At 69.7% G+C, this 22,048-nt stretch carries 17 protein-coding genes; 5 read left to right on the top strand and 12 right to left on the bottom strand.

Annotated elements, in window-relative coordinates:
* Nucleotide 1: 1 nt before the first annotated feature.
* The 4 genes from QF027_RS31490 to QF027_RS31475 form a co-directional block, all read right to left on the bottom strand.
* Nucleotides 2–1,795, bottom strand: coding sequence for an ABC transporter substrate-binding protein (locus QF027_RS31490; RefSeq protein ID WP_307078497.1), 1,794 nt, complete (start codon nt 1,793–1,795; stop codon nt 2–4).
* Between the two features lie 99 nt (nt 1,796–1,894).
* The gene (locus tag QF027_RS31485; RefSeq protein WP_307078495.1) at nt 1,895–2,914 is read right to left on the bottom strand and encodes an ABC transporter permease; all 1,020 of its coding nucleotides are present in this window, start codon (nt 2,912–2,914) and stop codon (nt 1,895–1,897) included.
* Nucleotides 2,915–3,285: 371 nt separating this feature from the next.
* The gene (gene typA / locus QF027_RS31480) at nt 3,286–5,193 is read right to left on the bottom strand and encodes a translational GTPase TypA (RefSeq protein WP_306976791.1); all 1,908 of its coding nucleotides are present in this window, start codon (nt 5,191–5,193) and stop codon (nt 3,286–3,288) included.
* Between the two features lie 128 nt (nt 5,194–5,321).
* Nucleotides 5,322–7,553, bottom strand: coding sequence for an ABC transporter family substrate-binding protein (locus QF027_RS31475; RefSeq protein WP_307078493.1), 2,232 nt, complete (start codon nt 7,551–7,553; stop codon nt 5,322–5,324).
* Nucleotides 7,554–7,851: 298 nt separating this feature from the next.
* Here QF027_RS31475 and QF027_RS31470 point away from each other — a divergent pair, with 298 nt between their 5' ends.
* From QF027_RS31470 to QF027_RS31455, 4 genes are read left to right on the top strand one after another with little or no spacing between them, the layout of a single operon-like run.
* Nucleotides 7,852–8,142, top strand: coding sequence for a hypothetical protein (locus QF027_RS31470; RefSeq protein ID WP_306976795.1), 291 nt, complete (start codon nt 7,852–7,854; stop codon nt 8,140–8,142).
* 19 nt (nt 8,143–8,161) lie between these two features.
* Nucleotides 8,162–8,998, top strand: a complete 837-nt coding sequence (locus QF027_RS31465) for a hypothetical protein (RefSeq protein WP_306976797.1) — start codon at nt 8,162–8,164, stop codon at nt 8,996–8,998.
* Nucleotides 8,998–10,932, top strand: coding sequence for a fumarate reductase/succinate dehydrogenase flavoprotein subunit (locus QF027_RS31460; protein ID WP_307078491.1), 1,935 nt, complete (start codon nt 8,998–9,000; stop codon nt 10,930–10,932). Before QF027_RS31465 ends, QF027_RS31460 begins: the two co-directional genes overlap by 1 nt.
* Entirely contained in the window at nt 10,929–11,699 is a 771-nt protein-coding gene (locus QF027_RS31455) for a succinate dehydrogenase/fumarate reductase iron-sulfur subunit (protein ID WP_307078489.1), read from the top strand. The genes QF027_RS31460 and QF027_RS31455 overlap by 4 nt, the downstream gene beginning before the upstream one ends.
* Nucleotides 11,700–11,904: 205 nt before the next feature.
* Here QF027_RS31455 and QF027_RS31450 read toward each other — a convergent pair whose 3' ends face one another.
* Both QF027_RS31450 and QF027_RS31445 read right to left on the bottom strand, forming a co-directional pair.
* On the bottom strand, nt 11,905–12,876 hold the full coding sequence (locus QF027_RS31450) for a phosphotransferase (protein WP_307078488.1): 972 nt from the start codon (nt 12,874–12,876) through the stop codon (nt 11,905–11,907).
* Nucleotides 12,873–14,009 (bottom strand): glycosyl hydrolase family 18 protein, encoded by a 1,137-nt coding sequence (locus QF027_RS31445; RefSeq protein WP_307078485.1) that lies wholly within the window; start codon nt 14,007–14,009, stop codon nt 12,873–12,875. Before QF027_RS31445 ends, QF027_RS31450 begins: the two co-directional genes overlap by 4 nt.
* An 81-nt stretch (nt 14,010–14,090) precedes the next feature.
* On the opposite strand from QF027_RS31445, the gene QF027_RS31440 reads away from it, so the two are divergent.
* The gene (locus tag QF027_RS31440; RefSeq protein WP_307078484.1) at nt 14,091–15,473 is read left to right on the top strand and encodes a hypothetical protein; all 1,383 of its coding nucleotides are present in this window, start codon (nt 14,091–14,093) and stop codon (nt 15,471–15,473) included.
* 15 nt (nt 15,474–15,488) lie between these two features.
* On the opposite strand, the gene QF027_RS31435 is transcribed toward QF027_RS31440, so the two are convergent.
* The 6 genes from QF027_RS31435 to QF027_RS31410 form a co-directional block, all read right to left on the bottom strand.
* On the bottom strand, nt 15,489–18,116 hold the full coding sequence (locus QF027_RS31435; RefSeq protein ID WP_307078481.1) for a SpoIIE family protein phosphatase: 2,628 nt from the start codon (nt 18,114–18,116) through the stop codon (nt 15,489–15,491).
* 272 nt (nt 18,117–18,388) lie between these two features.
* A complete protein-coding gene (locus tag QF027_RS31430) occupies nt 18,389–18,796 on the bottom strand; it encodes an ATP-binding protein (protein ID WP_306976811.1) in 408 nt (135 codons plus the stop codon).
* 96 nt (nt 18,797–18,892) lie between these two features.
* Nucleotides 18,893–19,309 carry an NUDIX domain-containing protein gene (locus QF027_RS31425; RefSeq protein WP_306976813.1) on the bottom strand — a complete coding sequence of 139 codons (417 nt, stop codon included), beginning with the start codon at nt 19,307–19,309 and terminating at the stop codon, nt 18,893–18,895.
* 24 nt (nt 19,310–19,333) lie between these two features.
* Nucleotides 19,334–19,525, bottom strand: a complete 192-nt coding sequence (locus QF027_RS31420; protein ID WP_069763326.1) for an SPOR domain-containing protein — start codon at nt 19,523–19,525, stop codon at nt 19,334–19,336.
* Between the two features lie 312 nt (nt 19,526–19,837).
* Nucleotides 19,838–20,590, bottom strand: a complete 753-nt coding sequence (locus QF027_RS31415; RefSeq protein ID WP_306976818.1) for a GntR family transcriptional regulator — start codon at nt 20,588–20,590, stop codon at nt 19,838–19,840.
* Nucleotides 20,591–20,737: 147 nt separating this feature from the next.
* Nucleotides 20,738–21,985, bottom strand: a complete 1,248-nt coding sequence (locus tag QF027_RS31410) for a DUF4190 domain-containing protein (RefSeq protein WP_306976820.1) — start codon at nt 21,983–21,985, stop codon at nt 20,738–20,740.
* Between the last annotated feature and the right edge of the window lie 63 nt (nt 21,986–22,048).

Genomic DNA, 22,048 nt, shown 5'->3' with positions numbered 1-22,048 from the left:
GTTACGACTTCACGTACAGGCGGGTGATGTCGATGAGGCTGGACACCGAGCCGTAGCGGGCGCCGCCGATGTTCGACCCGGAGAGCTGGAACTGCTTGGTGTACCAGAGCGGGGCAGCCGGGACGATCTTCTCCAGCAGGTAGTGCTGGGCTTCCTTCCACGTCTTGGCGGCCGCGGTCGGGTCCTCGGAGAGGGCCTGCTTGATCAGTGCGTCGACCTTCGGGTCCTTGACGTGCGAGTAGTTCGAGGAACCGTCGGCGACCTGGGTGCCGTCGTAGATGGGCGTGATCACCGTGCCCGGCGACGGCCAGTCCTGACCCCAACCGGTGATGTAGATGTCGTACGGGTTCTTGAGCTTGCCGATCTGCTCGTAGTAGCTCGCGGCGTCGACTTCCTTGGACACGACGTTGAAGCCGACCTTGCTCAGGGCGTCCTCGATGGCGACCTTGCGCTTCTGACCGGCCTCGCTGTTGGAGTAGGCGAAGACGACCTTCTTCTCGGCCGCCGGAACGCCCTTGAGGATCTCCTTGGCCTTCGCGATGTTGCCCTGCGGCGCCTTCAGACGGCCGTACGGGTCGTAGTTCGCCTCGTAGCCCGGCAGGGTCGGGGCGAAGTAGTTCGGGGCCACGTCGCCGCCGTAGGCGCCGCCCTCACCGGCGATGAGCGACTTGGAGTTGACGGCGTAGGTGATCGCCTGGCGGACCTTCAGGTCCTTCACGCGGTCGAGGTTGAAGGTCAGCTGCATGACGTAGGGCTGGTAGCCCTTGACCGTGCGCTTGCTGACGGCCGCGTTGCCGATGACGTCCTGGATCTGCGTGGCCTCGACGCCGCCGGTGAGCTGGATGGCGTTCTTGTCCTCGCCCTGGTCGGCGATCAGACGCTTGGTCTGGGTCGACTCGGTGATGCCGAACTGGAAGTCGAAACCGTTCGCGTACTGGTGGCGCACGGAGTCGGTCTTCGGGTCCCAGTTGGTGTTCTTCTCGAGGACGAGCTCCTTGCCGACCTTGTTCGAGACGATCTTGTACGGGCCGGTGGCGACCGGAGCCTTGTCGTACGCAGCCTTCGTGTCCGTCTTCTCCGGGACGATGGCGTAGCCGGCCATGGCCAGGGTCTGCGGCAGGTCCGGACGCGCGGTGTCGAAGTGGAAGACGACCGTCTTGTCGTCCGGGGTGTCCAGGACCGAGGCAGGCAGGTGCTTCTTGCCGAAGCCACCGTCCGGGAGCGCCTTGCGGTAGTCCGCGCCGCTCAGCCAGGTCTGCAGGTAGGTCGGGCCGTCGAAGATGAAGCTCGCGTACTGGCGCTCGACGGTGTGGCGGACGTCGGCGGACGTGATGGCGTTGCCGTTCTGGTCCTTGATGCCGTCCTTCAGCGTGAAGGTCCAGGTCTTGCCGCCGTCCGAGGACTTGCCCGAGTCGGTCGCGAGGTCACCCACGACCGAGACGCCGCCCTTGCCGTCCTCCTTGAACTGGGTCAGGCGACGGAACAGCAGGTTGGCGACCTGGCCGGCGTCGGAGACGTAGATCTGGCCCGGGTCCAGGTGCGAGAGGCCCGCCTCCTGGTACACGTTGATCGTGCCACCGGGCTTGGCGCCGGTGACCTCCTCGGCCGGACCCGTCGAGCCCGCGGCGTCGGCGTAGGTGACCGCCTTCGACTGGACCGACGCTTCGCTCTGGTCCTTCTTCGAGTCGGTACCGGAGTTGCCGCCCTCGTTCTTGGAGCAGGCCGTGAGAGCCAGGGAACCGGCCGCGAGGGCGACGACGACGGCGCGCGCTCTGCGCGAGCTGATGGGCTTCATGAGGCGAATACCTACCTGTCGGTTGTTATCCATGAGTACTGCCTGACGCGGCTGGTAGGCCGACGCGGGGGCGGCAGCCACCCCCCACCAATGGACGAGTTACCGCCCGGACTTGGGGTCGAAAGCGTCCCGGACCGAGTCTCCGAGGAGGTTGAAGGCCAGAACGAAGATCACCAGCGCCAGGCCGGGGAAGAAGAGGAACGCCGGGTCCTGCTCGGTGTAGTTGGCAGCTGCGGCGAACAGTCGTCCCCAGTCCGGAGTCGGCTCGACGAAACCGACTCCGGCGAAGGAAAGGAAGGCGATGGTGAGGATGGTGCTGGGCAGCGAGTACGTGAACTGCACCAGGATCGGCGTCACCACGTTCGGCAGGATCTCCTTGCGGACGATCCGCCAGGGGGAGGCGCCGGAGACCTTGGCGGCCTCGACGAACTCCCTCTCACGCAGGGACAGCACGGTGGAGCGGACCAGGCGCGCCATACCCATCCAGCCCAGCAGCCACAGCACGATCAGCATCGCCAGTGCGCGGAAGTACGTGGGGGTCTCCTCCCGCGGGTCGACGAAGAACGCGGTGACCACGGGCATGAAGGCGATGAAGAACAGCTGCTGGGGGAAGGACAGGAAGAAGTCGGTGACCCGACCGATCCAGTAGTCGGTGCGACCACCGAAGTAGCCGCCGATCAGACCGATGATCACGCCCGTGACCATCAGCAGGACCGTCACACCGAGGGCCATGAACAGCGACGTCCGCATGCCGTACACGAGCATGGCGAACAGGTCACGGCCGTACTGCGGCTCCACACCGAACCAGTGGTCGCCGGAGACGCCGCCGAAGTAGCCCAAGGGCAGCCCGAACTGATCCAGGACGGGCTTGTCGGCGTAGGTCGGGTCCTGCCCGTACAGCGTGTACGGGTCGGTCCCGCTCAGCTTGACCAGCAGCGGCGCGGCCAGCGAGACCACGAAGTACAAAATCACTACCACGGCGCAGATGACACCGGTACGGTCACGCTTGAAGCGCTGCCACATCAACTGGCCGGGAGAACGACCCTCGAGCTTCTGCTCGCCCTTGACAGGCTCGGCGTCCGTCTCGAGCTCGGGGTCCAAGGCGACTGGACTGGTCATGTGTGTACTTCCCCCGGGGGGTTGGAGAGTTGAGCGCAGCACAGATACCGGCAGGTTCTGTGGTTTGGGGGAACTTTCGCCAAAGTGTTCAACGCGCGTCAAGGGCGGAAGGCATAGGGATCTCCCTACCGGCCATATTTTGAGGAAAAATTGCAAAGATTGACACCTGCGCGCGCTTGACACGTGAACCGACAGGCCGTCAAAACGGACATACCGCAATGGATTTCTGTTCACATGTCCGAAACACCTGGGCGGGTTACCGATATCCGGACGGTCACTCACAGGTCACGGACAGGTATCGGTGGACACGCCTGAGGCCCGGTTCCCTGAGTGTCGGAGAACCGGGCTGCCGACGGTCGCCGGCGGTGGGATCAGCCGTGCTTGGCGCGGCTCGCGGCGCGGGCGCGCTCGCGGGCGTCGAGGTTGACCTTACGGATGCGGACCGCTTCCGGAGTCACCTCGACGCACTCGTCGTCGCGGCAGAACTCCAGGGACTGCTCCAGGGAGAGCTTGCGCGGCGGGACGATCGCCTCGAACGAGTCGGCCGAGGACGACCGCATGTTCGTGAGCTTCTTCTCCTTGGTGATGTTCACGTCCATGTCGTCGGAGCGCGAGTTCTCACCGACGATCATGCCCTCGTACACCTCGGTGCCCGGGTCGGTGAACAGCACACCGCGCTCCTGAAGGTTCGTCATCGCGAAGGCGGTGACGGCACCGGCGCGGTCGGCGACCAACGAGCCGTTGTTACGGGTCGTCAGGGTGCCGAACCACGGCTCGTGGCCCTCGTGGATGGAGTGGGCGATGCCCGTGCCACGGGTGCCGGTCAGGAACTCCGTACGGAAGCCGATCAGGCCGCGGGACGGCACGACGAACTCCATACGGACCCAACCGGAGCCGTGGTTCGACATGTTGTCCATACGGCCCTTGCGGACGCCCATGAGCTGCGTGACCGCGCCCATGTGCTCCTCGGGGACGTCGATCGTCATGCGCTCGACGGGCTCGTACACCTTGCCGTCGACGATCTTGGTGACGACCTGCGGCTTGCCGATCGTCAGCTCGAAGCCCTCACGGCGCATCTGCTCGACCAGGATGGCCAGCGCGAGCTCTCCACGGCCCTGGACCTCCCAGGCGTCCGGGCGCTCGGTGTCGAGCACACGGAGGGAGACGTTACCGATCAGCTCGCGGTCGAGGCGGTCCTTGACCTGGCGGGCGGTCACCTTGCGGTCCTTCACCGCGGCCTTGGCCGAGGCACCCTTGCCGGTGCCGCCCCGGCCGACCAGCGGCGAGGTGTTCGTACCGATGGTCATCGAGATGGCCGGCTCGTCGACCGTGATGAGCGGCAGCGGGATCGGGTTCTCGGGGTCGGCGAGGGTCTCGCCGATCATGATGTCCGGGATACCGGCGACGGCACAGATGTCACCGGGGCCGGCCATCTCGGCGGGCTTGCGGGTGAGTGCCTCGGTCATCAGCAGCTCGGTGATGCGCACGTTGGACATCGTGCCGTCGCGCTTGATCCAGGTGACGGTCTGGCCCTTGCGCAGCTCGCCCTGCTCGACGCGGAGGAGCGCGATACGGCCGAGGAAGTTGTCGGCGTCCAGGTTGGTGACGTGCGCCTGGAGCGGAGCCGCCTCGTCGTACTCGGGGGCCGGGACGTGCGAGAGGATCGTGGAGAAGAACGGCTCCAGGCTGTCGCTGTCGGCCGGGACGGTGCCGTCCTCCGGCTTGGTCAGCGAGGCGACGCCGTCACGCGCACACGCGTAGACGATGGGGAACTCGATCTGCTCCTCGTCCGCGTCCAGGTCCAGGAAGAGGTCGTACGTCTCGTTGACGACCTCGTCGATCCGGGAGTCCGGGCGGTCGGTCTTGTTGATGCACAGGATGACCGGCAGGCGCTGCTGAAGCGCCTTGCGCAGCACGAAGCGGGTCTGCGGCAGCGGGCCCTCGGAGGCGTCGACGAGCAGGACCACCGCGTCCACCATCGACAGACCACGCTCGACCTCGCCACCGAAGTCGGCGTGGCCGGGGGTGTCGATGATGTTGATGGTGATGACGTCGCCGCCATCCTTCGGGTGGTACTTCACGGCCGTGTTCTTGGCCAGGATCGTGATGCCCTTCTCACGCTCCAGGTCGTTCGAGTCCATCATGCGGTCGTCGAGCGACTCGGCGGCGTGCGCGGCGAAGGCGCCGGCCTGCTTCAGCATGGCGTCGACAAGAGTCGTCTTGCCGTGGTCGACGTGAGCGACGATGGCGACATTGCGGATGTCGTGGCGCGTGGCCATATTGCGGCGTACTCCCAAGTGGTGAGAAGGCCCTGCTACGAACGTCCGTGTGACGCGGGCCTGCCGGGCTTGACACGCCACGGCCTCACCCCATCGTACGTTGCCTCCCGGGCAGGGGCTCGCCGGGCTCAGTCCCCGGACCGCCGGGCCGGGGCTTTCGGGCCCTTCTTCAGGAAGCCCATGTCCTCGTAGACGGGCGTCTGGAATCCGAAGGCACCGGCGTTGACCACGTCCTTCTTCGCGGCGGTCAGCTGGGGCCGCTGATACAGCGGGATGGATCCGGCCGCGGCCCAGATCCGTGAATCGGCCTTGCGGATCAGGCTGCGGTTCTTGCCCGCGTCGAGAGTGGCGACGGCCTGGTCGAAGAGCTGGTCCACCTGGTCGGTACCGACCCGCGTGTAGTTCTGCTCGACGTTCAGCGAGCCGTCCGCGGCAGGCACCGGCTTCGCGAAGATCGGGCGGGCGTCGGTGGCGGGGAACGCGGACGCGGGCCAGGAGTACAAGGCGAGGTCGTACTGCCCGGACGCGATGTGGTCCTTGAAGTAGCTCTCGTCGGAGACCTTGGAGATCTCCGTCCGGATACCGACCTTCTCCAGCATCGAGGAGATCCGCCCGGCCACCGTCCCCAGCGCCCCGGACCCGGGCCCCGACGGCAGCACGAACCGCAGGGCGAGCGCCTTGCCCTTCTTGGCCAGCACCTTCGTCGCCCCGGCCGCCGGAGCCGCCGTGCCCTTCGGAGCGTAGGCCCCGGGAGCGCCGCCCGGCCTCAGCCCGTTCGCGTACTGCTTGCCGTCCTGAGCGAGATGCTGCGGACCGTCCCCGACCTTGTGGTGGCCCTTGGGGTCCTTGTCCTCGCTCTTGTCGTCCTCGCCGACGACGTACGTCCCGTCGTCCTCCTTCTCGGAGTCCTGCCCGGCCTTCCTGCCCTCGGCCCCCGCAGCCTTCTCGCCCTTCTTCTTCTCTTTCTTCTTCTCGACCTTGCCCCCGGCCACCCACCCGGCGTCCGCGAGGAGTGCCTGAGCCTCCTCGGTGTCCTGGCCGCCGAGCGCGCCGCTGTTGTCGGCGTAGGCGTCCTGGCCGGAGAGGGCGAGGTGGCTGCCGACCGGCACGGCGGGCAGCCCGAGCGGGGAGAGGACGACGCGGGCCAGCGCCTTGCGGTCGATGGCGCGGGCCACGGCCCGGCGGACCCGCTCGTCGGCGAGCGGGCCGGAGGCGCCGTTGAGGGCGAGCTGGGTGTAGGCGGGCTCCAGGGACCTGCGGACCTCGAAGCCCTTCAGGGCCGCCTGCTCACGCTTGTAGGCGGCGACCGCCCTGCGCTCCTTCTGCCGGGCGCTGAGCTCCTCGTCGGCGGCCTCCTCGTCCTCGCCGTGGGCGACGGCCCAGGAGCGCAGCGCGTCGGCGGCGCTCAGGTTGCTGCCGGAGCCGTGCGCGGGGAGTCTGCGCGGGCCCGCGAGCGGGCTGCTGCCGGGCTTGGCTCCCGCGCGGGCGGCGAGGCCGATGCGGCCGAGGGCCTCGGAGTCGACATCGGCGAGCTCGATCTCACCGGCGGCCAGCGCGGTGGCCCGCTTGTCGCGCGGCACGGCGCGGAGCACGATCTGGTCCAGCTTGGCCGGGCGGCCCCACCAGCGCGCACTGCGGGTGAGGATGACCTCGCCGTCCTTGCGGTCGACCTTCTTCAGGGTGAAGGGACCGCCGGTGACCTTGAGTTTCCTGCGGGCGGAGTCGTTGAAGGCGTCCGGGGTGCCCATGACGTCCTTCGGGTACAGCGGTGAGAACAGCGAGCGCCAGTCGGCGTACGGCCGCGCGAAGGTGACCCGGACCTCCAGGTCGTCGGCCCCGCGTTCGATCTTCTCGATGCGGTCGTAGCCGGCGTTGCGGGCGGTCCAGTACGCGGAGTCCTTGCCGGACAGGGCACGCCACTGGGCGGCGAAGTCGGCGGCGCCGATCTCCCGGCCGTCGCTCCACACGGCCTGCTGGTTCAGCTTGTACAGCACGACCTGCTTCGGTTCGGTCTCGACGACCTTCGCCGACTCCAGGTAGTCGGGGTGGACCTGCGGCCGCCCGTTCGCGTCGAGCCGGTACATCGACGGCAGGACCGCCTGGGCGACGGTGGTGGTGGTCGCGTCCGCGTCCGACTGGAAGGTGTTCAGGGTCTCCGGTACGGCGTCCACGGCCCAGTGCAGGGTGCCGCCGTCGGCGACCAGGTTGCGGGCGGCGGGCGCGATGTCCTGCGCGGCGAGGGGCTTGCTCCTCTTCTCCTCGGAGCTGCACCCGGAGAGCGCGGTCACCGCGAGCGCTCCCGCGGTCAGGAAGGCGACCGAGCGCGTGACCGCGCGCAGTCCGACGCCGTCTTTGGACATCTCTGCTTACCTCCGGGAGCCGCGGGCGTTATGATCACTTTTGGCGGTATATGGAGCTGATCACATGTATGCGGCCACTGAAGAGGAAAGGGTTCGGCAACGGACGGCGACACGGCGACCACGACCGGGAAGCCCACCCGTGCGGCGCAATCGACGGCGCACGAGGGGCGCGCACGGAGGCACACGATCCGCCAATCCGTGCACGTCCCTTCACACCGGCTGGTGTGACGCGCAACACTCGCAGGCGCATGACCGTTCCCGTCCAGGGCATCCCCGCCCACGGAAGTGAGGTCACGTCATGTCCGTGAACGACGAACTGGCAGCGGCACAGCGCTCGCTCGACGAGGTGCTCAGGTACGTCAAGCGCCTGGAGCAGCAGCTGGGCAGCAGCGGTCTGGAGATGCGCCGTGTGCGGATCGACGCCGACCGGCTGCGCGAGAGCCTCGCACTGCTGAAGGAGACCGACCCGGCGCTCGCCAAGGCGCGCCGCCCGGATCTCGTCTCCATCTCCGACACCCCGTACGACAACACCCTGTGGACGGACTCGGACGACGAGGGACTCGGCGCCCGCGACCGCCGAGCCCCCTGAACCCGACCGGAGTCAAGAGTTGGCCACTGGTACGGAATCCCCCGACACCGAATCCCATAGCGCCCGCGGCGGCGTACGCACGGGTACGCGCGCCGCGATCGACGCCCCGCACCTGCGCACCGACCGCTGGTGGCTGGCACCGGCGGTCACCGCCGCCGGGCTGCTCGCCTTCATCGTGTACTCGACCTGGCGGGCCTTCGCCGACACGGACTACTACGCGGCCCCGTACGTCTCGCCGTTCTACTCCCCCTGCCTCGCCGAGCGCTGCGCGCCCATGCGCCACGGCCCCAACTGGGAGATCTTCGGCGCCTGGTGGGGCATCTCCCCCGCGATCATCATCCTGATCTTCCCGCTCGGCTTCCGCCTGACCTGCTACTACTACCGCAAGGCCTACTACCGGGGCTTCTGGGCGTCCCCGCCGGCCTGCGCGGTGGCGGAGCCGCACAAGAAGTACACCGGTGAGACGCGCTTCCCGCTGATCCTGCAGAACATCCACCGGTACTTCTTCTACGCCGCGATCGTGGTCGCCGGGATCCTGACCTACGACACCGTGCTCGCGTTCCGCGACGAGCGGTACCAGTGGGGGCACATGGGCCTCGGCACCCTCGTCTTCCTGATCAACATCGTGCTGATCTGGGCGTACACGATCTCGTGCCACTCCTGTCGGCACATCGTCGGCGGCAAGCTCCGGCACTTCTCCAGGCATCCCGTGCGCTACCGCATGTGGCAGTGGGTCGGGAAGCTCAACGCCAGGCACATGCAGCTCGCCTGGGCGTCGTTGGTGAGCGTGGCGCTCGCCGACTTCTACGTGTACCTGGTCGCGTCCGGCGCCTTTGACGATCCGAGGTTTTTCTGATGTCCGTGGTCGACCGGCAGGAATGGGACGTCGTCGTGGTCGGCGCCGGAGGGGCCGGGCTGCGTGCCGCCATCGAGGCCCGAGAGCGCGGTGCGCGTACGGCCGTGATCTGCAAGTCACTGTTCGGCAAGGCGCACACGGTGATGGCCGAGGGCGGCATCGCGGCCAGCATGGGCAACGCCAACGCGAACGACAACTGGCAGGTCCACTTCCGCGACACCATGCGCGGCGGGAAGTTTCTCAACCAGTGGCGGATGGCCGAACTTCACGCCCAGGAGGCCCCTGACCGGGTCTGGGAGCTGGAGACCTGGGGCGCCCTGTTCGACCGTACGAAGGACGGCCGGATCTCGCAGCGCAACTTCGGCGGCCATGAGTACCCGCGCCTCGCCCACGTAGGCGACCGCACGGGCCTCGAACTGATCCGCACGCTCCAGCAGAAGATCGTCTCGCTCCAGCAGGAGGACCACAAGGAGACCGGCGACTACGAGTCCCGCCTGAAGGTCTACCAGGAGTGCACGGTCACCCGGGTCCTCAAGGACGATGCCCGGGTCTCCGGGGTCTTCGCCTACGACCGCGAGACCGGCCGTTTCTTCGTCCTCGAAGCCCCGGCCGTCGTGATCGCGACCGGTGGCATCGGCAAGTCCTTCAAGGTGACGTCGAACTCGTGGGAGTACACCGGCGACGGCCACGCACTGGCACTGCTCGCCGGCGCGCCCCTGCTGAACATGGAGTTCGTGCAGTTCCACCCGACCGGCATGGTCTGGCCGCCGTCGGTGAAGGGCATCCTCGTCACGGAGTCGGTGCGCGGTGACGGCGGGGTGCTCAGGAACTCCGAGGGCAAGCGGTTCATGTTCGAGTACATCCCCGACGTCTTCAAGGAGAAGTACGCCCAATCGGAGGAGGAGGGCGACCGCTGGTACGAGGACCCGGACAACAACCGGCGCCCGCCCGAGCTGCTCCCCCGCGACGAGGTGGCCCGCGCGATCAACTCCGAGGTGAAGGCCGGCCGGGGCTCCCCGCACGGCGGGGTCTTCCTGGACGTCTCGACCCGGATGCCCGCCGAGGTCATCCGGCGCCGGCTGCCGTCCATGTACCACCAGTTCAAGGAGCTGGCCGACGTCGACATCACGGCCGAGCCGATGGAGGTCGGGCCGACCTGTCACTACGTGATGGGCGGTGTCGCGGTCGAGTCGGACACGGCGGCGGCGCGCGGGGTGCCGGGGCTGTTCGCGGCCGGTGAGGTCGCCGGCGGCATGCACGGCTCGAACCGGCTCGGCGGCAACTCCCTCTCCGACCTGCTGGTGTTCGGACGCCGGGCGGGCTGGCACGCGGCCGAGTACGCGACCGGGCTCGCAGCGGACCGGCCGCCCGTGGACGAGGCCCAGGTCGACGCGGCGGCGGCCGAGGCGCTGCGGCCGTTCTCGGCGGAGGGCGCGGAGCCCGCCGTAGGCCCTCCGGAGAACCCGTACACCCTCCACCAGGAGCTCCAGCAGGCCATGAACGACCTGGTCGGCATCATCCGCCGCGAGGGCGAGATGGAGCAGGCCCTGGAGAAGCTGGCGGATCTTCGGGTACGCGCCCGGCGGGCCGGGGTCGAGGGGCACCGGCAGTTCAACCCCGGCTGGCACCTCGCGCTGGACCTCAGGAACATGCTGCTGGTCAGCGAGTGTGTGGCGCGGGCCGCGCTGGAGCGGACCGAGTCGCGCGGCGGCCACACCCGAGAGGACCATCCGGCGATGGACCGCGAGTGGCGCCGGATCAACCTGCTGTGCCAACTGACCGACCCCACGGGCGGGTTGGCGGCGACCGACCCCGTCCGGGGGCAGATCGACCTCACCCGCGAGACCACCGACCCCATCCGCGCCGACCTGCTCGCTCTCTTCGACAAGGAGGAGCTGGTCAAGTACCTCGCCGAAGAGGAGCTGTACGAATGAGCGGCTACACGGCCCACTTCAAGGTGTGGCGGGGTGATGTGAAGGGCGGGGACCTGGAGGACTTCAAGGTCGAGGTCAACGACGGCGAAGTGGTGCTGGACATCATCCACCGCCTCCAGGCCACCCAGGCGCCCGATCTCGCCGTCCGCTGGAACTGCAAGGCGGGCAAGTGCGGTTCCTGCTCCGCGGAGATCAACGGGCGGCCCCGGCTGATGTGCATGACCCGCATGTCGGTGTTCACTCCGGAGGAGACGATCACCGTCACCCCGCTGCGGGCCTTCCCCGTGGTCCGGGACCTGGTCACGAACGTCGGCTTCAACTACCAGAAGGCGCGCGAGGTCCCGGCGTTCGTGCCGCCGCCCGAGCTCGGGCCCGGCGAGTACCGGATGATGCAGGAGGACGTGGACCGCTCGCAGGAGTTCCGCAAGTGCATCGAGTGCTTCCTGTGCCAGGACACCTGTCATGTCGTCCGCGACCACGAGGAGAACAAGACGGCCTTCGCGGGCCCGCGCTTCCTGATGCGGGTGGCCGAACTGGACATGCACCCGCTGGACGCGGCCGAGGAGTCCGGCCTGGACCGCAAGAAGACGGCCCAGGACGAGCACGGTCTCGGCTACTGCAACATCACCAAGTGCTGCACGGAGGTCTGCCCCGAGGGCATCAAGATCACGGACAACGCGCTGATTCCCTTGAAGGAAAGGGCCGTCGACCGCAAGTACGACCCGCTGGTGTGGCTGGGGTCGAAGATCAGGAGGAGGTCTTCCTAGCCGGCTTCATGGCCTGCCGCTCATAGCGATCGGGTTGCTCATGTCCGGTCCCTGGAGCGGGCCGATGAACAGAAACGTGCCGATCCCGGCCATGGCGACCAGGGTGCAGCAGCCCCACACAGGGGCCGCAGCACCTTGGCCCGCCCCGGCCCGGCGTGATCCACCCGGTGGTGATCGCGGCCACGGAGAGCACCGCTCCGATCGATCATCGCCCCATGAGCTCCAGCACCCTGACCAGGTTGGATTCCGCGATCTCCCGCATCCCGTCCGGGTTCGGGAAGTCGCCCTCGATCAGGCGGAGGGGGCCGGCGACCAGGGACACGTGCAGGGCGAGGCGGTAGAGGTTCATCCGGTCCTCGTCCAGGCCGGGGGCGCGCAGGACGTCGTAGTACTGCGGTCCGAAGCGGATGCGCAGGAAGACGTGCTCCCACTCGACGTCGACGTACATGAGCCCTTCGATGTCGATGAGGGCGGGCCTGCCCTGGTCGTCCAACAGGACGTGGTCGGCGCCGAGTTCGCCGTGGATGAGGGTGTGCCGGGCGCGCGGCCGGACGGCTGCGGCGAGCCGTCGTACGGTCTCCTCGAGCTCCTCCCGTACGACGGCGATCCGTTCGTCCCGTACGGCGGCCTGCTCGATGTGGCGCAGGGCGCCCTCGGTGATGCGCCGGGCGGCCGAACCCGACGACGAGGTACCGCCGTTGTCGACGAGCCCGACCTTGCCGAAGGCGGGGCCCTCCTGCGCGTGCAGGGCCCCGAGTTCGGCGGCCAGCAGCTCCAGCGCGGCACGACCGGCGACCGGGTCCCGCTCCAGCGCCTCCTCCAGACTGCCGCCCCGCATGTCCTCGACGACCACGGCGTCCATGGTGGTGTCGGCGTACAGGAGGCGGGGGGTGCGCACGCCGGCCGCGACCAGCCGGTCGTGGGCGGCCGTGAACACGTCGGGACCGGTGCCGGCGGAGAAGGGGTCGCGGGGGTCGGAGGGGCCGGCGTCCCAGTAGTCCTCGTCCGGCGACCAGACGTAGGCGACGACCGTCGTACCGTCGTCGAGGGCCAGCCGGTAGACACCCTTCTTGCTGCCACCGCGGAGCCGGGTGACGCCGGTGAGGGCGCGGCCGGTCGCGGCGCGGGCGAGGGGGGCGAGGTCGTCGCGGGTGAGATGTCTGCGGGTGGTGGTCATCCGGCAGATCGTCGCAGTGCGGCGCGCCGGACCGCAGGTCGTTTTCCAGTGGCCCAGTCCTTCTCGTACGCCGTCCAGTCCGCCTCCGTGGCCGCGAAGTCGACGTACAGCGCCACACCGAAGTTCGCGCGGTCCGCGTCCGTGCGGGAGAGCCCGAGGCGGACGCCGCGGACGGCCGCGGGGACGGTCTCGGCGAAGGACCAGTGGTCGAAGTTGTCCTCACGGTAGAACGGAAGGCCCATCAGCAGGTCGGTGGAGTCCGGGGTGACCTCCAGGGCCAGCGAGGTCTGCTGGGCGACATAGCCGCCGTACAGGCTCTCCAGGGGCGTGGCCGTGTCGTACGACATCACCGCGATCTGGTCGACCCGGCGCGCGACCTGACCGAAGTACGCCTGCGACCACCACTTGGGGTGCCCGGTGAGTGTGCCCGCGACGGAGTGCAGTGCGGGGAGCGGGTCGATCTGGTGGGCGGCGACGGAGAGGGGTACGCCGCGGGCGCGGGTGACCTGGTGGAGGGCGTCGAGGAGGTCGAGATAGTCCTCGTCGCCGGAGTGCAGGGGCTCCAGGTCGAAGTGGGCGCCGTCGAACCCGGTGTCGAGGATCTGACGGGTGGAGCGCACGACGGCGGCGCGGGTGTCCTTCTCGGTGAGGCGCAGTCCGTCCGGGCTCTCGGTGGCGAGCTTGTCGCCGAGCCAGGCCTGCACCCGGATGCCGGGGGCCGCCTTGTGCACGGCGCCGATCAGCCACCGCGCCTTCGGGTACGCCGACCCGGGCAGCGTCCCGTCGTGTTCCAGGGGCCCCGCGTGGACGTACAGGTCCCGGATCCCGGTGTCCCGCAGGCGCCGGGCGAGGGCGGTGACGTCGGCATCGGTCTTGCGGCCGTCCACCCAGGCGTGCCCGAGCCAGATCGCGTCCTTGCCCCGGCTGCGGGTGCCGTCCGCGGGGTCGCCGGCGTAGTTGAGGCGGAGGGCGACGGCGACGCCGAGGAAGGGAAGGAGGACGACGAGCGCGAGCGCGATCAGGCCCCGGCGGATCCAGCGGCGGCGGCCCGGCTTCGGCGCCGGTGCCTCCTTCGCCGCCTCGCCGTCCCCGTCCCCATCCCCGTCGATCTGTATGTCCCGCACCTCTGACATCCGCTCCCCCACTCCCCTCGCGTACCCCCGCCCGTCCCACCCCGCTCGCGCCACCGCATTCCGGCCCATACGCTCCCAAACGTGACGCCATCCTTGATACGGGGCCGCCCGCGGCAGGGCCGCTCGCACATATCCGCGCGGGTGGCACATGCCCTGCTGGGCGTGGTCGCCGGGGTCCTGTGGCTGGTGTTGCCGTGGATGACGATCAACGACGACGCTCCGGTTGCAGGCGCACGTACGAGCGCCGCCGCCCCTGCGGCGGACGAGTCCTCCGGCGCCGACCTCGTCCTGCCGGTGGCCGCGCTCGCCGTGGTGCTCGCCCTCGCCGCCTACGGCTCCGTCCGCCGGATACGCCGCACCCGCAGCCGTACGACACCGGCGGCCGCCGGCACGGCCCACGTCGGCGCGTACCCCTCCCCCGGAACCCAGCCCCCGCTCGCCGACCTGGACGACCGCTCCCGGGCCGCGCTGGTCGACGCCGACAACCACCTGCGCGCCTTCCGGGAGGAACTCCCCTTCGCCGAAGCCGTGTTCGGCCCCGAGGCGGTGTCCCCCTTCGCGACGGCGGCCGAGGCGGCGGAGGCCGAACTGTCGGCCGCGTGCGCGATACGGGCGCGGTACGAGGAAGGCGTACCGGAGGAGGCAGCCGCCCTCGCCGGAGTCGTGGGCCGCTGCGAGGAGGCCGAGCGGCGGCTGACCGCCGAGGCGGAAAAGCTGCGCACCCTGCGGGCACTGGACCGTGACCCCGCGGCGGCCCTGGCGGCGGCCGAGGCCCGCTTCCGTGAGCTGACCGCCCGCACGGCCGGGGCGGGGCCGACACCCCTGAGTGACTCCGTCACCGGGTACCTCGAGCTGGCCAAGGACAGCCTCGTCACCGCCACCGTGCACCTCAACCAGACCCACCAGGCCACCGCCTCCGGCCGGCCGGACGAGGCGGCCCACCACCTCCGTGCGGCGGAGACCGCGATCTCCCGGGCGGACGTGCTGGTGACGGCCGTGGCCCGGCATCGGTCGGCGCTCACCGAGGCCGCCCGTCTGATCCCGTCCACGCTCACGGGCGCGGAGGCGGAGCTGGCCCCCTTCCGCGACAGCACCGCGTACGAGGGCGAGACCTACGCCCGGATCCTGCACGCCGACGCGGTCCTGGCCGCCGTACGACAGGAGACGACGTCCGGACAGCCGTACGACACCCTCGGCGTCCTGCGTCGGATCGTGCAGGCGACCGCGCCCCTGGCGACCGGCCGGTCCGGGGTGCTCGCGGTGGCCGCGCTGCTGGTCGCCCGGGAGGCGGCGGCCGCGGCGGACGACTACGTCACCGTCCACCGCGAGGCCGTCGGTGCCGGGCCCCGCGTCCTGCTGTCGCAGGCTCGGCTCACCGACGATCTCCCGCGGGCGGACGCCCTGGCCCGCGAGGCGCGTGACCTCGCCGAACAGGACGTACGCCTGCGCGGGCACCCTGCCTAGAAACAGGCTCAGGACTCAGAACAGGCTGAGCAACGCCTCCGCCGGGTCCACCATGTCGTTCTTCCCGTCGGGCAACGGCAGTTCGAACCACACCGTCTTGCCACGCGGTGTCCGGCGGGAGCCCCAGGCCGCACTGAGGAGGCCGACCAGTTGCAGGCCCCGGCCGCCCTCGTCGGTGTCGCGGGCGCGGCGGCGGCGCGGCTGGACCAGTCCGGAGTCCCAGACCTCGCAGACCAGGGTGCGGTCCAGCAGGAGCCGTAGCCGGATGTCACCCTCGCCGTACCGCAGGGCGTTGGTGACGAGCTCACTGACCAGGAGTTCCGTGGTGTCGACCAGGGGCTCCAGGTCCCAGCTGAGCAGCTGGCCGCGTGCGTACTCCCGGGCCCGGCCCACACTGCGGGGCTCGCGCGGCAGGGTCCAGTCGCCGACCGAGTCGGCGGGCAGGCCCTGGACACGTGCCATCAGCAGCGCGATGTCGTCCTCGCCGTGGTGGGTGTCGAGGGTGTTGAGGACGTGGTCGCAGACGTCCTCCAGGGGGGCGGAGGGGTCGGTGAGCGCTCCTACGAAGGCCTGGAGGCCTTCGTCGAGGGGGTGATCGCGGCTTTCGACCAGTCCATCCGTGTAGAGCGCGAGCAGGGCGCCTTCGGGTAGTTCGACCTCGACCTCCTCGAAGGGCTCGCCACCGACGCCGAGCGGCATGCCGGGCGGCACGTCGAGCATCAGCGCGTCCTCGCCGGGCTCCACCAGGACGGGCGGGAGGTGCCCCGCGTTGGCGAAGGTGCAGCGGCGGGTCACCGAGTCGTAGACGGCGTAGACGCAGGTCGCGAGGTACACCTCCAGGAGGTCCGCCTCGCGGGGGCGGCGGGCCGCTCGGGTGGCCTGCTGGACACCGCCGGGTGCGCCGAGACCGCGGGCGATCTCGTCCAACGCGCTGAGCACCTCGGCCGGTTCGAGGTCCAGGAGGGCCAGGGTGCGCACGGCGGACCGCAGTTCCCCCATCGCCACCGCCGCCCGCAGACCACGGCCCATCACGTCACCGACCACCAACGCCGTACGGTGTCCCGGCAGTTCGATGACGTCGAACCAGTCACCGCCGACCTCGCTGGGCCGGTCCGCGGAGGAGTTGCCGGGCAGATAGCGGCAGGCGATGTCCAGACCGGAGGCGACCGGGTCGCCGGGCGGCAGCAGGGACCGCTGCAGTATCAGCGCCCGCTCGTGCTCGCGCCGGTACAGGCGCGCGTTGTCGATACAGACCGCCGCTCGCGCGGCCAGCTCCACCGCGAGATCCCGGTCCCGGTCCCCGAACGGCTCACTGCCCTTGGTCCGGGAGAACTGCGCGAGTCCTACGACGGTGTCGTGGGCGACCATCGGCACCGCGAGCGTGGACTGCACGAGGCCGCCCTCCTCGGCCGGGATGTACTGCGGGCGGGCGGTGCGCAGGGCGTCCGCACAGGGCGAGTTGAAGGGGTAGTGGTGGACCGCGCCTAGTTCGACGGGGTCGCCGGAGCCGGTGAAGGGGGCGTCGGAGACTGCGCTGGCGAAGGCGACCCGGCGCAGTTCGGCGCTGCCGTCGGCGAGGCCGGGCGGGGTCTCGTCGCCGGCCAGGAGGCCCTGGTAGAGGTCGACGGTGGCCAGGTCGCAGAAGCCGGGGACGACGACGTCGAGGAGTTCGCGGGCCGTGGTCTCCAGGTCGAGCGAGTTGCCTATACGGGCGCCGGCCTCGTTCAAGAGGGCGAGATTGCGTCGGGCGGCCGCGGCCTCGCGGGCGGCGGCGCGGCGGGCGGTGATGTCGGTTCCCAGCCAGGCGATGCCGATGGGCCGGCCGGACCCGCTGCGCACCCGGTACAGGTTGATGGACCAGTGGCGGCGCTCGTCGGAGCCCGGCAGAAAGCCCGTGACGTGCATGTCGGTGATGGAGTCGCCGGTCTCCAGGACCCGGCGCAGGGTCGCGGTGACCCGCTCGGCCTCGGGGCGCGGCAGATAGTCGTGGACGCCCTTGCCCCGGTGGTCGTCCGGGCTGCCCCCGAAGAGGGAGGCGAAACGGTAGTTGACGCGGCGAACCCGCAGGTCGGGGTCGATCAGCACGAACCCGAAGGGAGATTGACCGAAAATCGCCTGCGAGGCGGCGAGGTCGGTCTCGATGCTGCGCAGCGTGCGCACGTCGACGACGATGCAGACGGCGGCCTTCTCACCTTCCTCGGTCCGCGTCGGCATCACATAGACCTCGGCGAGGCCTTCCCGGCCGCACTCGCCGTCGGCCGCCGACGGGGGCACCCGGAAGGGCACCACACCGGTCCACTCGCGGCCGTCCAGGATCTCCGCCATCTTGCGCTGGCCCTGCGCGCGCAGGTCCGGGTCGATGAAGGCCTCGATGGGGTCCATGCCGACGGCATGCTCGGCGGGGATGCCGAAGAGCTGCTCGGCGCGCAGACTCCACTGCTCCACCAGACCGTCGGGGCCTATGGAGAAGGACGCGACCTTGATGTAGTCGTAGATCGAGCCGGGCGGACTGCTCTGCCACATGGCGTCACCGGACAGCGGCTCGCCGGGACGGACACGCGCCACGGCATCATCCGCGGCCTCCGCCCTCGCGCCGTCCAACGGGTCCTTCGACTCCGTGGCCTTCGCTGGTATCTCGCTCACGCGAACCGTCCCCTCCAGCTCACCGCGTCCGGTACCGGTCACCGGGGGCGGCTGCCCGCAGTATCCAGCACTACGGCGCCGCACAACACGGTGTTCACGATCACAGCACGATCCCGACGGTTTTCGGTCCGGGCTGCGACAACACTTCCAGTCTTCTAACCAGCGGACACGGCGTCGAATCACGTCTGCCGACAACCGCCACTGGCCTGAACCAGTCGATGGACAGGGGTAGGGGTGCCGTACAGACGTTCCTCACCGCGATCAGGCCCTGTTCAACCCGGCACCGAGAGTTCGAACCAGACCGTCTTGCCCGTCGTGCCGGGACGGGTGCCCCAGCGGCGGGCCGCGTGGGCGACCAGTTGCAGACCTCGGCCGCTCTCGTCCTCGAGGGCGGCGACGCGTGCGCGGGGCGGGTCGGGCAGGGGGTCGGAGACCTCCACCAGGAGGACCCCGTCGACGGCCTCGGGGCGGACCAGGCGGACGCCGATGGGGCCGGTGGCGTGCCGCAGGGCGTTGGTCACCAGCTCACTGACCAGCAGGGCGGCGATGTCGGCGAGGCCGTCGAGATTCCAGGCGGCCAGCCGGCCCCGGACGGCTGTCCGGGCAGCGCGTACGGCGCCCGGGTCCGCCGGGAACGTCCACTTGGCGCAGTCGCCTTCGGTGTCGATCACGCCGATCACATCCCGGGCCAGCCCATGTCCGCTTTCGTGGGGTTAAGGGGCACATACCCGATATCAGGGGTGCGGTACCGCGCCGAATGGCGGAACACGGGGCGCCTAAGCGCTGCGGCTCCCCGCGCCCCCGAGCGTCTCCAGTGAGCGAATCGCTTCTACGTCCTGGTCGAGCCAGTTCACGTCCCAGACCTCGTCCGGGGCGAGCCAGCGCAGTTCGTCGTGATCCTGCAAAGGCTTGGGGTCCGGGGAGTTCGGGGAGAGGTGGGCCGTCCAGGCCTGGAGGACGTACGGCGACTTGAGGGGCCACTCGCCGGGGATGCGCGCCACGACCTCCACCTCCACACCCAGCTCCTCTCGGAGCTCGCGCACGAGGGCCGCCTCGGACGACTCCCCCTCCTCCACCTTGCCTCCGGGCAGCTCCCAACGGCCGGCCAGAACAGGAGGTGCGCTGCGGCGGGCTGCGAGGAGGCGGTCGCCGGCGTACAGGGCGGCCGCCACCACCACGATCCGTTCCGTCATGCGCCGGAGCCTACGGGAGGCTCCTCAGTCGGCCGAACTCGCGCCGTTCTGGCTGATGCGCTCGACCCAGTAGAGCTGCTTGTGACCGCGGGCATCGAGGCTGTCGGCGATCTTCTGGGCCTCGGCCCGGGTCGCGTACCTGCCCACGCGGTAGCGATTGCCGTTGTCGTCCTGTCGTATGACGAGCCAGGGAAGAGTGATCGTGCCGTCGTTCATTGCGCCCCACCGCTCCTTCCCGACCTGTGTCGAGCCCCACCCGATAAGGAAACCGCACTCGCATATGCCCGACCCTACGCCCAACCTTTACGCAGCGAATACGCGTTTTCACAAAGAGGTACGCAACCAGCCAGGACGGACTCCTCCGGCAGGGGCGCGCAGCCGTGAACGCGCCCCCGGTGGGCGACGATGCCTCCGGTCAGGGGCGCCTTTGGAACAGTGGTGTCGACCTGCGAGAACGGCCGAATTCGAACGGCATTCGCCTACGGGCCCGTTGAGTGTTCGCCCGGGGCAACTTCCCCGGGGCGCACGCTACTTCACCGGCAGGTGGTACGCGACCTGGTAGCGGTCCGCCGGAATGACCACGTCGGCCGTCTCCACCGGGCGGCCCGAGGCGTAGTAGGTGCGGTGGACCACGAGGACGACATGGCCGGGGACACCGCCCAGGGCCAGCAGTTCCTCGGCCAGGCCGGGACGCGCGCCCACCTCCTCGGTGACGTTGTCCACGACGACGTCGATGGCGGCCATGCGCTCGACCACGCCCATGCCACCGAGGGGGCCCTCCTCAGGGAGCATCACGGGAGTGCGGCCGGTGACCGCGAGGGGCTCCCAGGAGGTGGAGAGCATCATCGGCTCACCGGCCTCCCGGAAGACGTACTTCGTACACATCACGCGGTCGCCGGGCCGGATGTCGAGCCGCTCGGCGATGGCGGCCGACGCCTCCGTCTGCGCGCTTCTGGACTCCCAGGTGCCGCGCCCCTCCCCGTCGGCCTGCTCCTGCCGGAAGGGCGTGGCGCCGGAGGCCGGGCGGTAGCCGGAGCGGGCGATACGGCGGGGCACGGGCTGCTCCCGGACGTACGTCCCGGAGCCGGAGCGGCCCTCGACCAGGCCCTCGGCCATCAGCACCTTGCGGGCCTCCAGCGCGACGGTGTCCGAGACGCCGTACTCCTCGCGGATCCTGGCCTGGGACGGCAGGCGGGTGTGCGGTGGTAGCGAACCGTCGACGATCTTCTTGCGGAGATCACCCGCGACGCGCAGGTACGCCGGCTGCTCACCGAATGTCACTGGCCGCTCCCATCAGGTTGTACAGACAGCAACAGCGTGGCAACCGTGGGTTGGGCCATGCAAGTAAAGGCCAGAGAATCACTCGATGTGATGACATGTTCCGGTGGGGGTCTTTACGCAGGCACTTTCTCCCCGCTATGGCCGCGCTCACACATTGAGTTCGCCGCCGCCCGACTCACCGCTGCCGTCGTCGCCCCCGTCGTCGTACGTCGGCCGCTTGGTGGCGAGCCCCAGAGCCTTGCGTGCGGTGACCGTGCTGGGGCCGTCGACGTACTCGTAGCCCTTGTCGTAGTGCAGGTAGAAGGTGTCCACGTCGTCGTCCTCGGCAGCGACGACCGCCTTGGCCCACTCGTCGCGCGCGTCCTCCATGTCCTTCACCAGGGCCGCGACCGGCTTGTCGGCAGCGGCCGGCCAGGACTCCGCGCGCAGGGTCTTGATCTGCTCGTTCAGGCTGTCGTGGACGTCCCGCGACCACTTCCGATAGCCGGGCAGGTCGTCCTCGGGGTAGTCCTCGGGCTCCTCCCACAGCACGGTGTCCATGGCGTTGAGGGACTTCAGGAGGGCGATCTGGTACGTGTCGAGGGTGGTCTCGTCGGCGCGCAGCGAGCCGGTCAGGGTGGCCTTCTCGTCGGTGTTGCCGAAGATGCAGCTGACCTCGCGGTCGCCGAGGCGCCAGCTCTGCCGGGTCGGGCCGAAGTAGTACACGTCGACGTCGTCGGGGAGCGCCCAGGTGTCCATGACGTAGGTGTCCTGGAGAGGGTGGCACTTCTCGTCGGCGGCGTCGGAGACCGCGCCGTCCCCCGGGAAGCCGTCGCCGCCGGTCATCTTGAACTCGCCGAACACCTCGCCGTCGTGCTCACCCGCGCAGGGCACCTCGTCGACGTCGTAGGTGAGACCTTCGAGGGACTCCCCCGGCGCATCGAAGCACTGGCCCTTCACCACCGAGAAGGTCGCGCCCTCGGTCGCGCCCTTCTTGAACCCCTCCCAGGCGTCGGAGAGCCCGCCGGTGGCGAGCACCGTCACCCACAGGGCGAGTCCGAGCGACGACAGGATCGACCCCGTGATCGCCAGGGCCTTGCCGGACTGGCCCTTCTTCTTGATCTGCACCAGCGCGATCACCCCCAGCACCAGTCCCACCGCCGGGAAGCAGCACAGGACGCCGAGCACCAGGGAGGCGACGGCGAGGCCGTTGACCGACGACGGGCGGGCGTAGGGGCTGTAGCCCTGTCCCCAGGTCTGGTACGGCGGGCCATAGGGTTGCCCGTACGGCTGTCCGTATGGCTGCTGCCCATACGGCTGCTGCCCCTGCGGCGGCGGCCCGTACGGGTCCGGGGCCGGGGACGGCCCCCGGGCGGGATCGGGCTGGTGGGGCCCAGGGGGCGGGGGTATGGACACGGGTACCGTGCTCCTGGTTCAGCAGGCGGGGAACTGACGTACGACAGGGCGCATGGTATGCGC

Origin of the sequence: Streptomyces canus (assembly GCF_030816965.1) — a bacterium.
Classification (GTDB): domain Bacteria; phylum Actinomycetota; class Actinomycetes; order Streptomycetales; family Streptomycetaceae; genus Streptomyces; species Streptomyces canus_E.
The sequence above is the reverse complement of the archived record's forward strand: the minus strand, read 5'-3'. Positions and strand labels throughout refer to the sequence as shown.

Coding starts and splice junctions, on each gene's coding strand:
- QF027_RS31490 (WP_307078497.1), bottom strand. CDS start 1,795: ATGAAGCCCATCAGCTCGCGCAGAGCGCGCGCCGTCGTCGTCGCCCTC.
- QF027_RS31485 (WP_307078495.1), bottom strand. CDS start 2,914: ATGACCAGTCCAGTCGCCTTGGACCCCGAGCTCGAGACGGACGCCGAG.
- typA (WP_306976791.1), bottom strand. CDS start 5,193: ATGGCCACGCGCCACGACATCCGCAATGTCGCCATCGTCGCTCACGTC.
- QF027_RS31475 (WP_307078493.1), bottom strand. CDS start 7,553: ATGTCCAAAGACGGCGTCGGACTGCGCGCGGTCACGCGCTCGGTCGCC.
- QF027_RS31470 (WP_306976795.1), top strand. CDS start 7,852: ATGTCCGTGAACGACGAACTGGCAGCGGCACAGCGCTCGCTCGACGAG.
- QF027_RS31460 (WP_307078491.1), top strand. CDS start 8,998: ATGTCCGTGGTCGACCGGCAGGAATGGGACGTCGTCGTGGTCGGCGCC.
- QF027_RS31455 (WP_307078489.1), top strand. CDS start 10,929: ATGAGCGGCTACACGGCCCACTTCAAGGTGTGGCGGGGTGATGTGAAG.
- QF027_RS31450 (WP_307078488.1), bottom strand. CDS start 12,876: ATGACCACCACCCGCAGACATCTCACCCGCGACGACCTCGCCCCCCTC.
- QF027_RS31445 (WP_307078485.1), bottom strand. CDS start 14,009: ATGTCAGAGGTGCGGGACATACAGATCGACGGGGATGGGGACGGGGAC.
- QF027_RS31425 (WP_306976813.1), bottom strand. CDS start 19,309: ATGACGGAACGGATCGTGGTGGTGGCGGCCGCCCTGTACGCCGGCGAC.
- QF027_RS31420 (WP_069763326.1), bottom strand. CDS start 19,525: ATGAACGACGGCACGATCACTCTTCCCTGGCTCGTCATACGACAGGAC.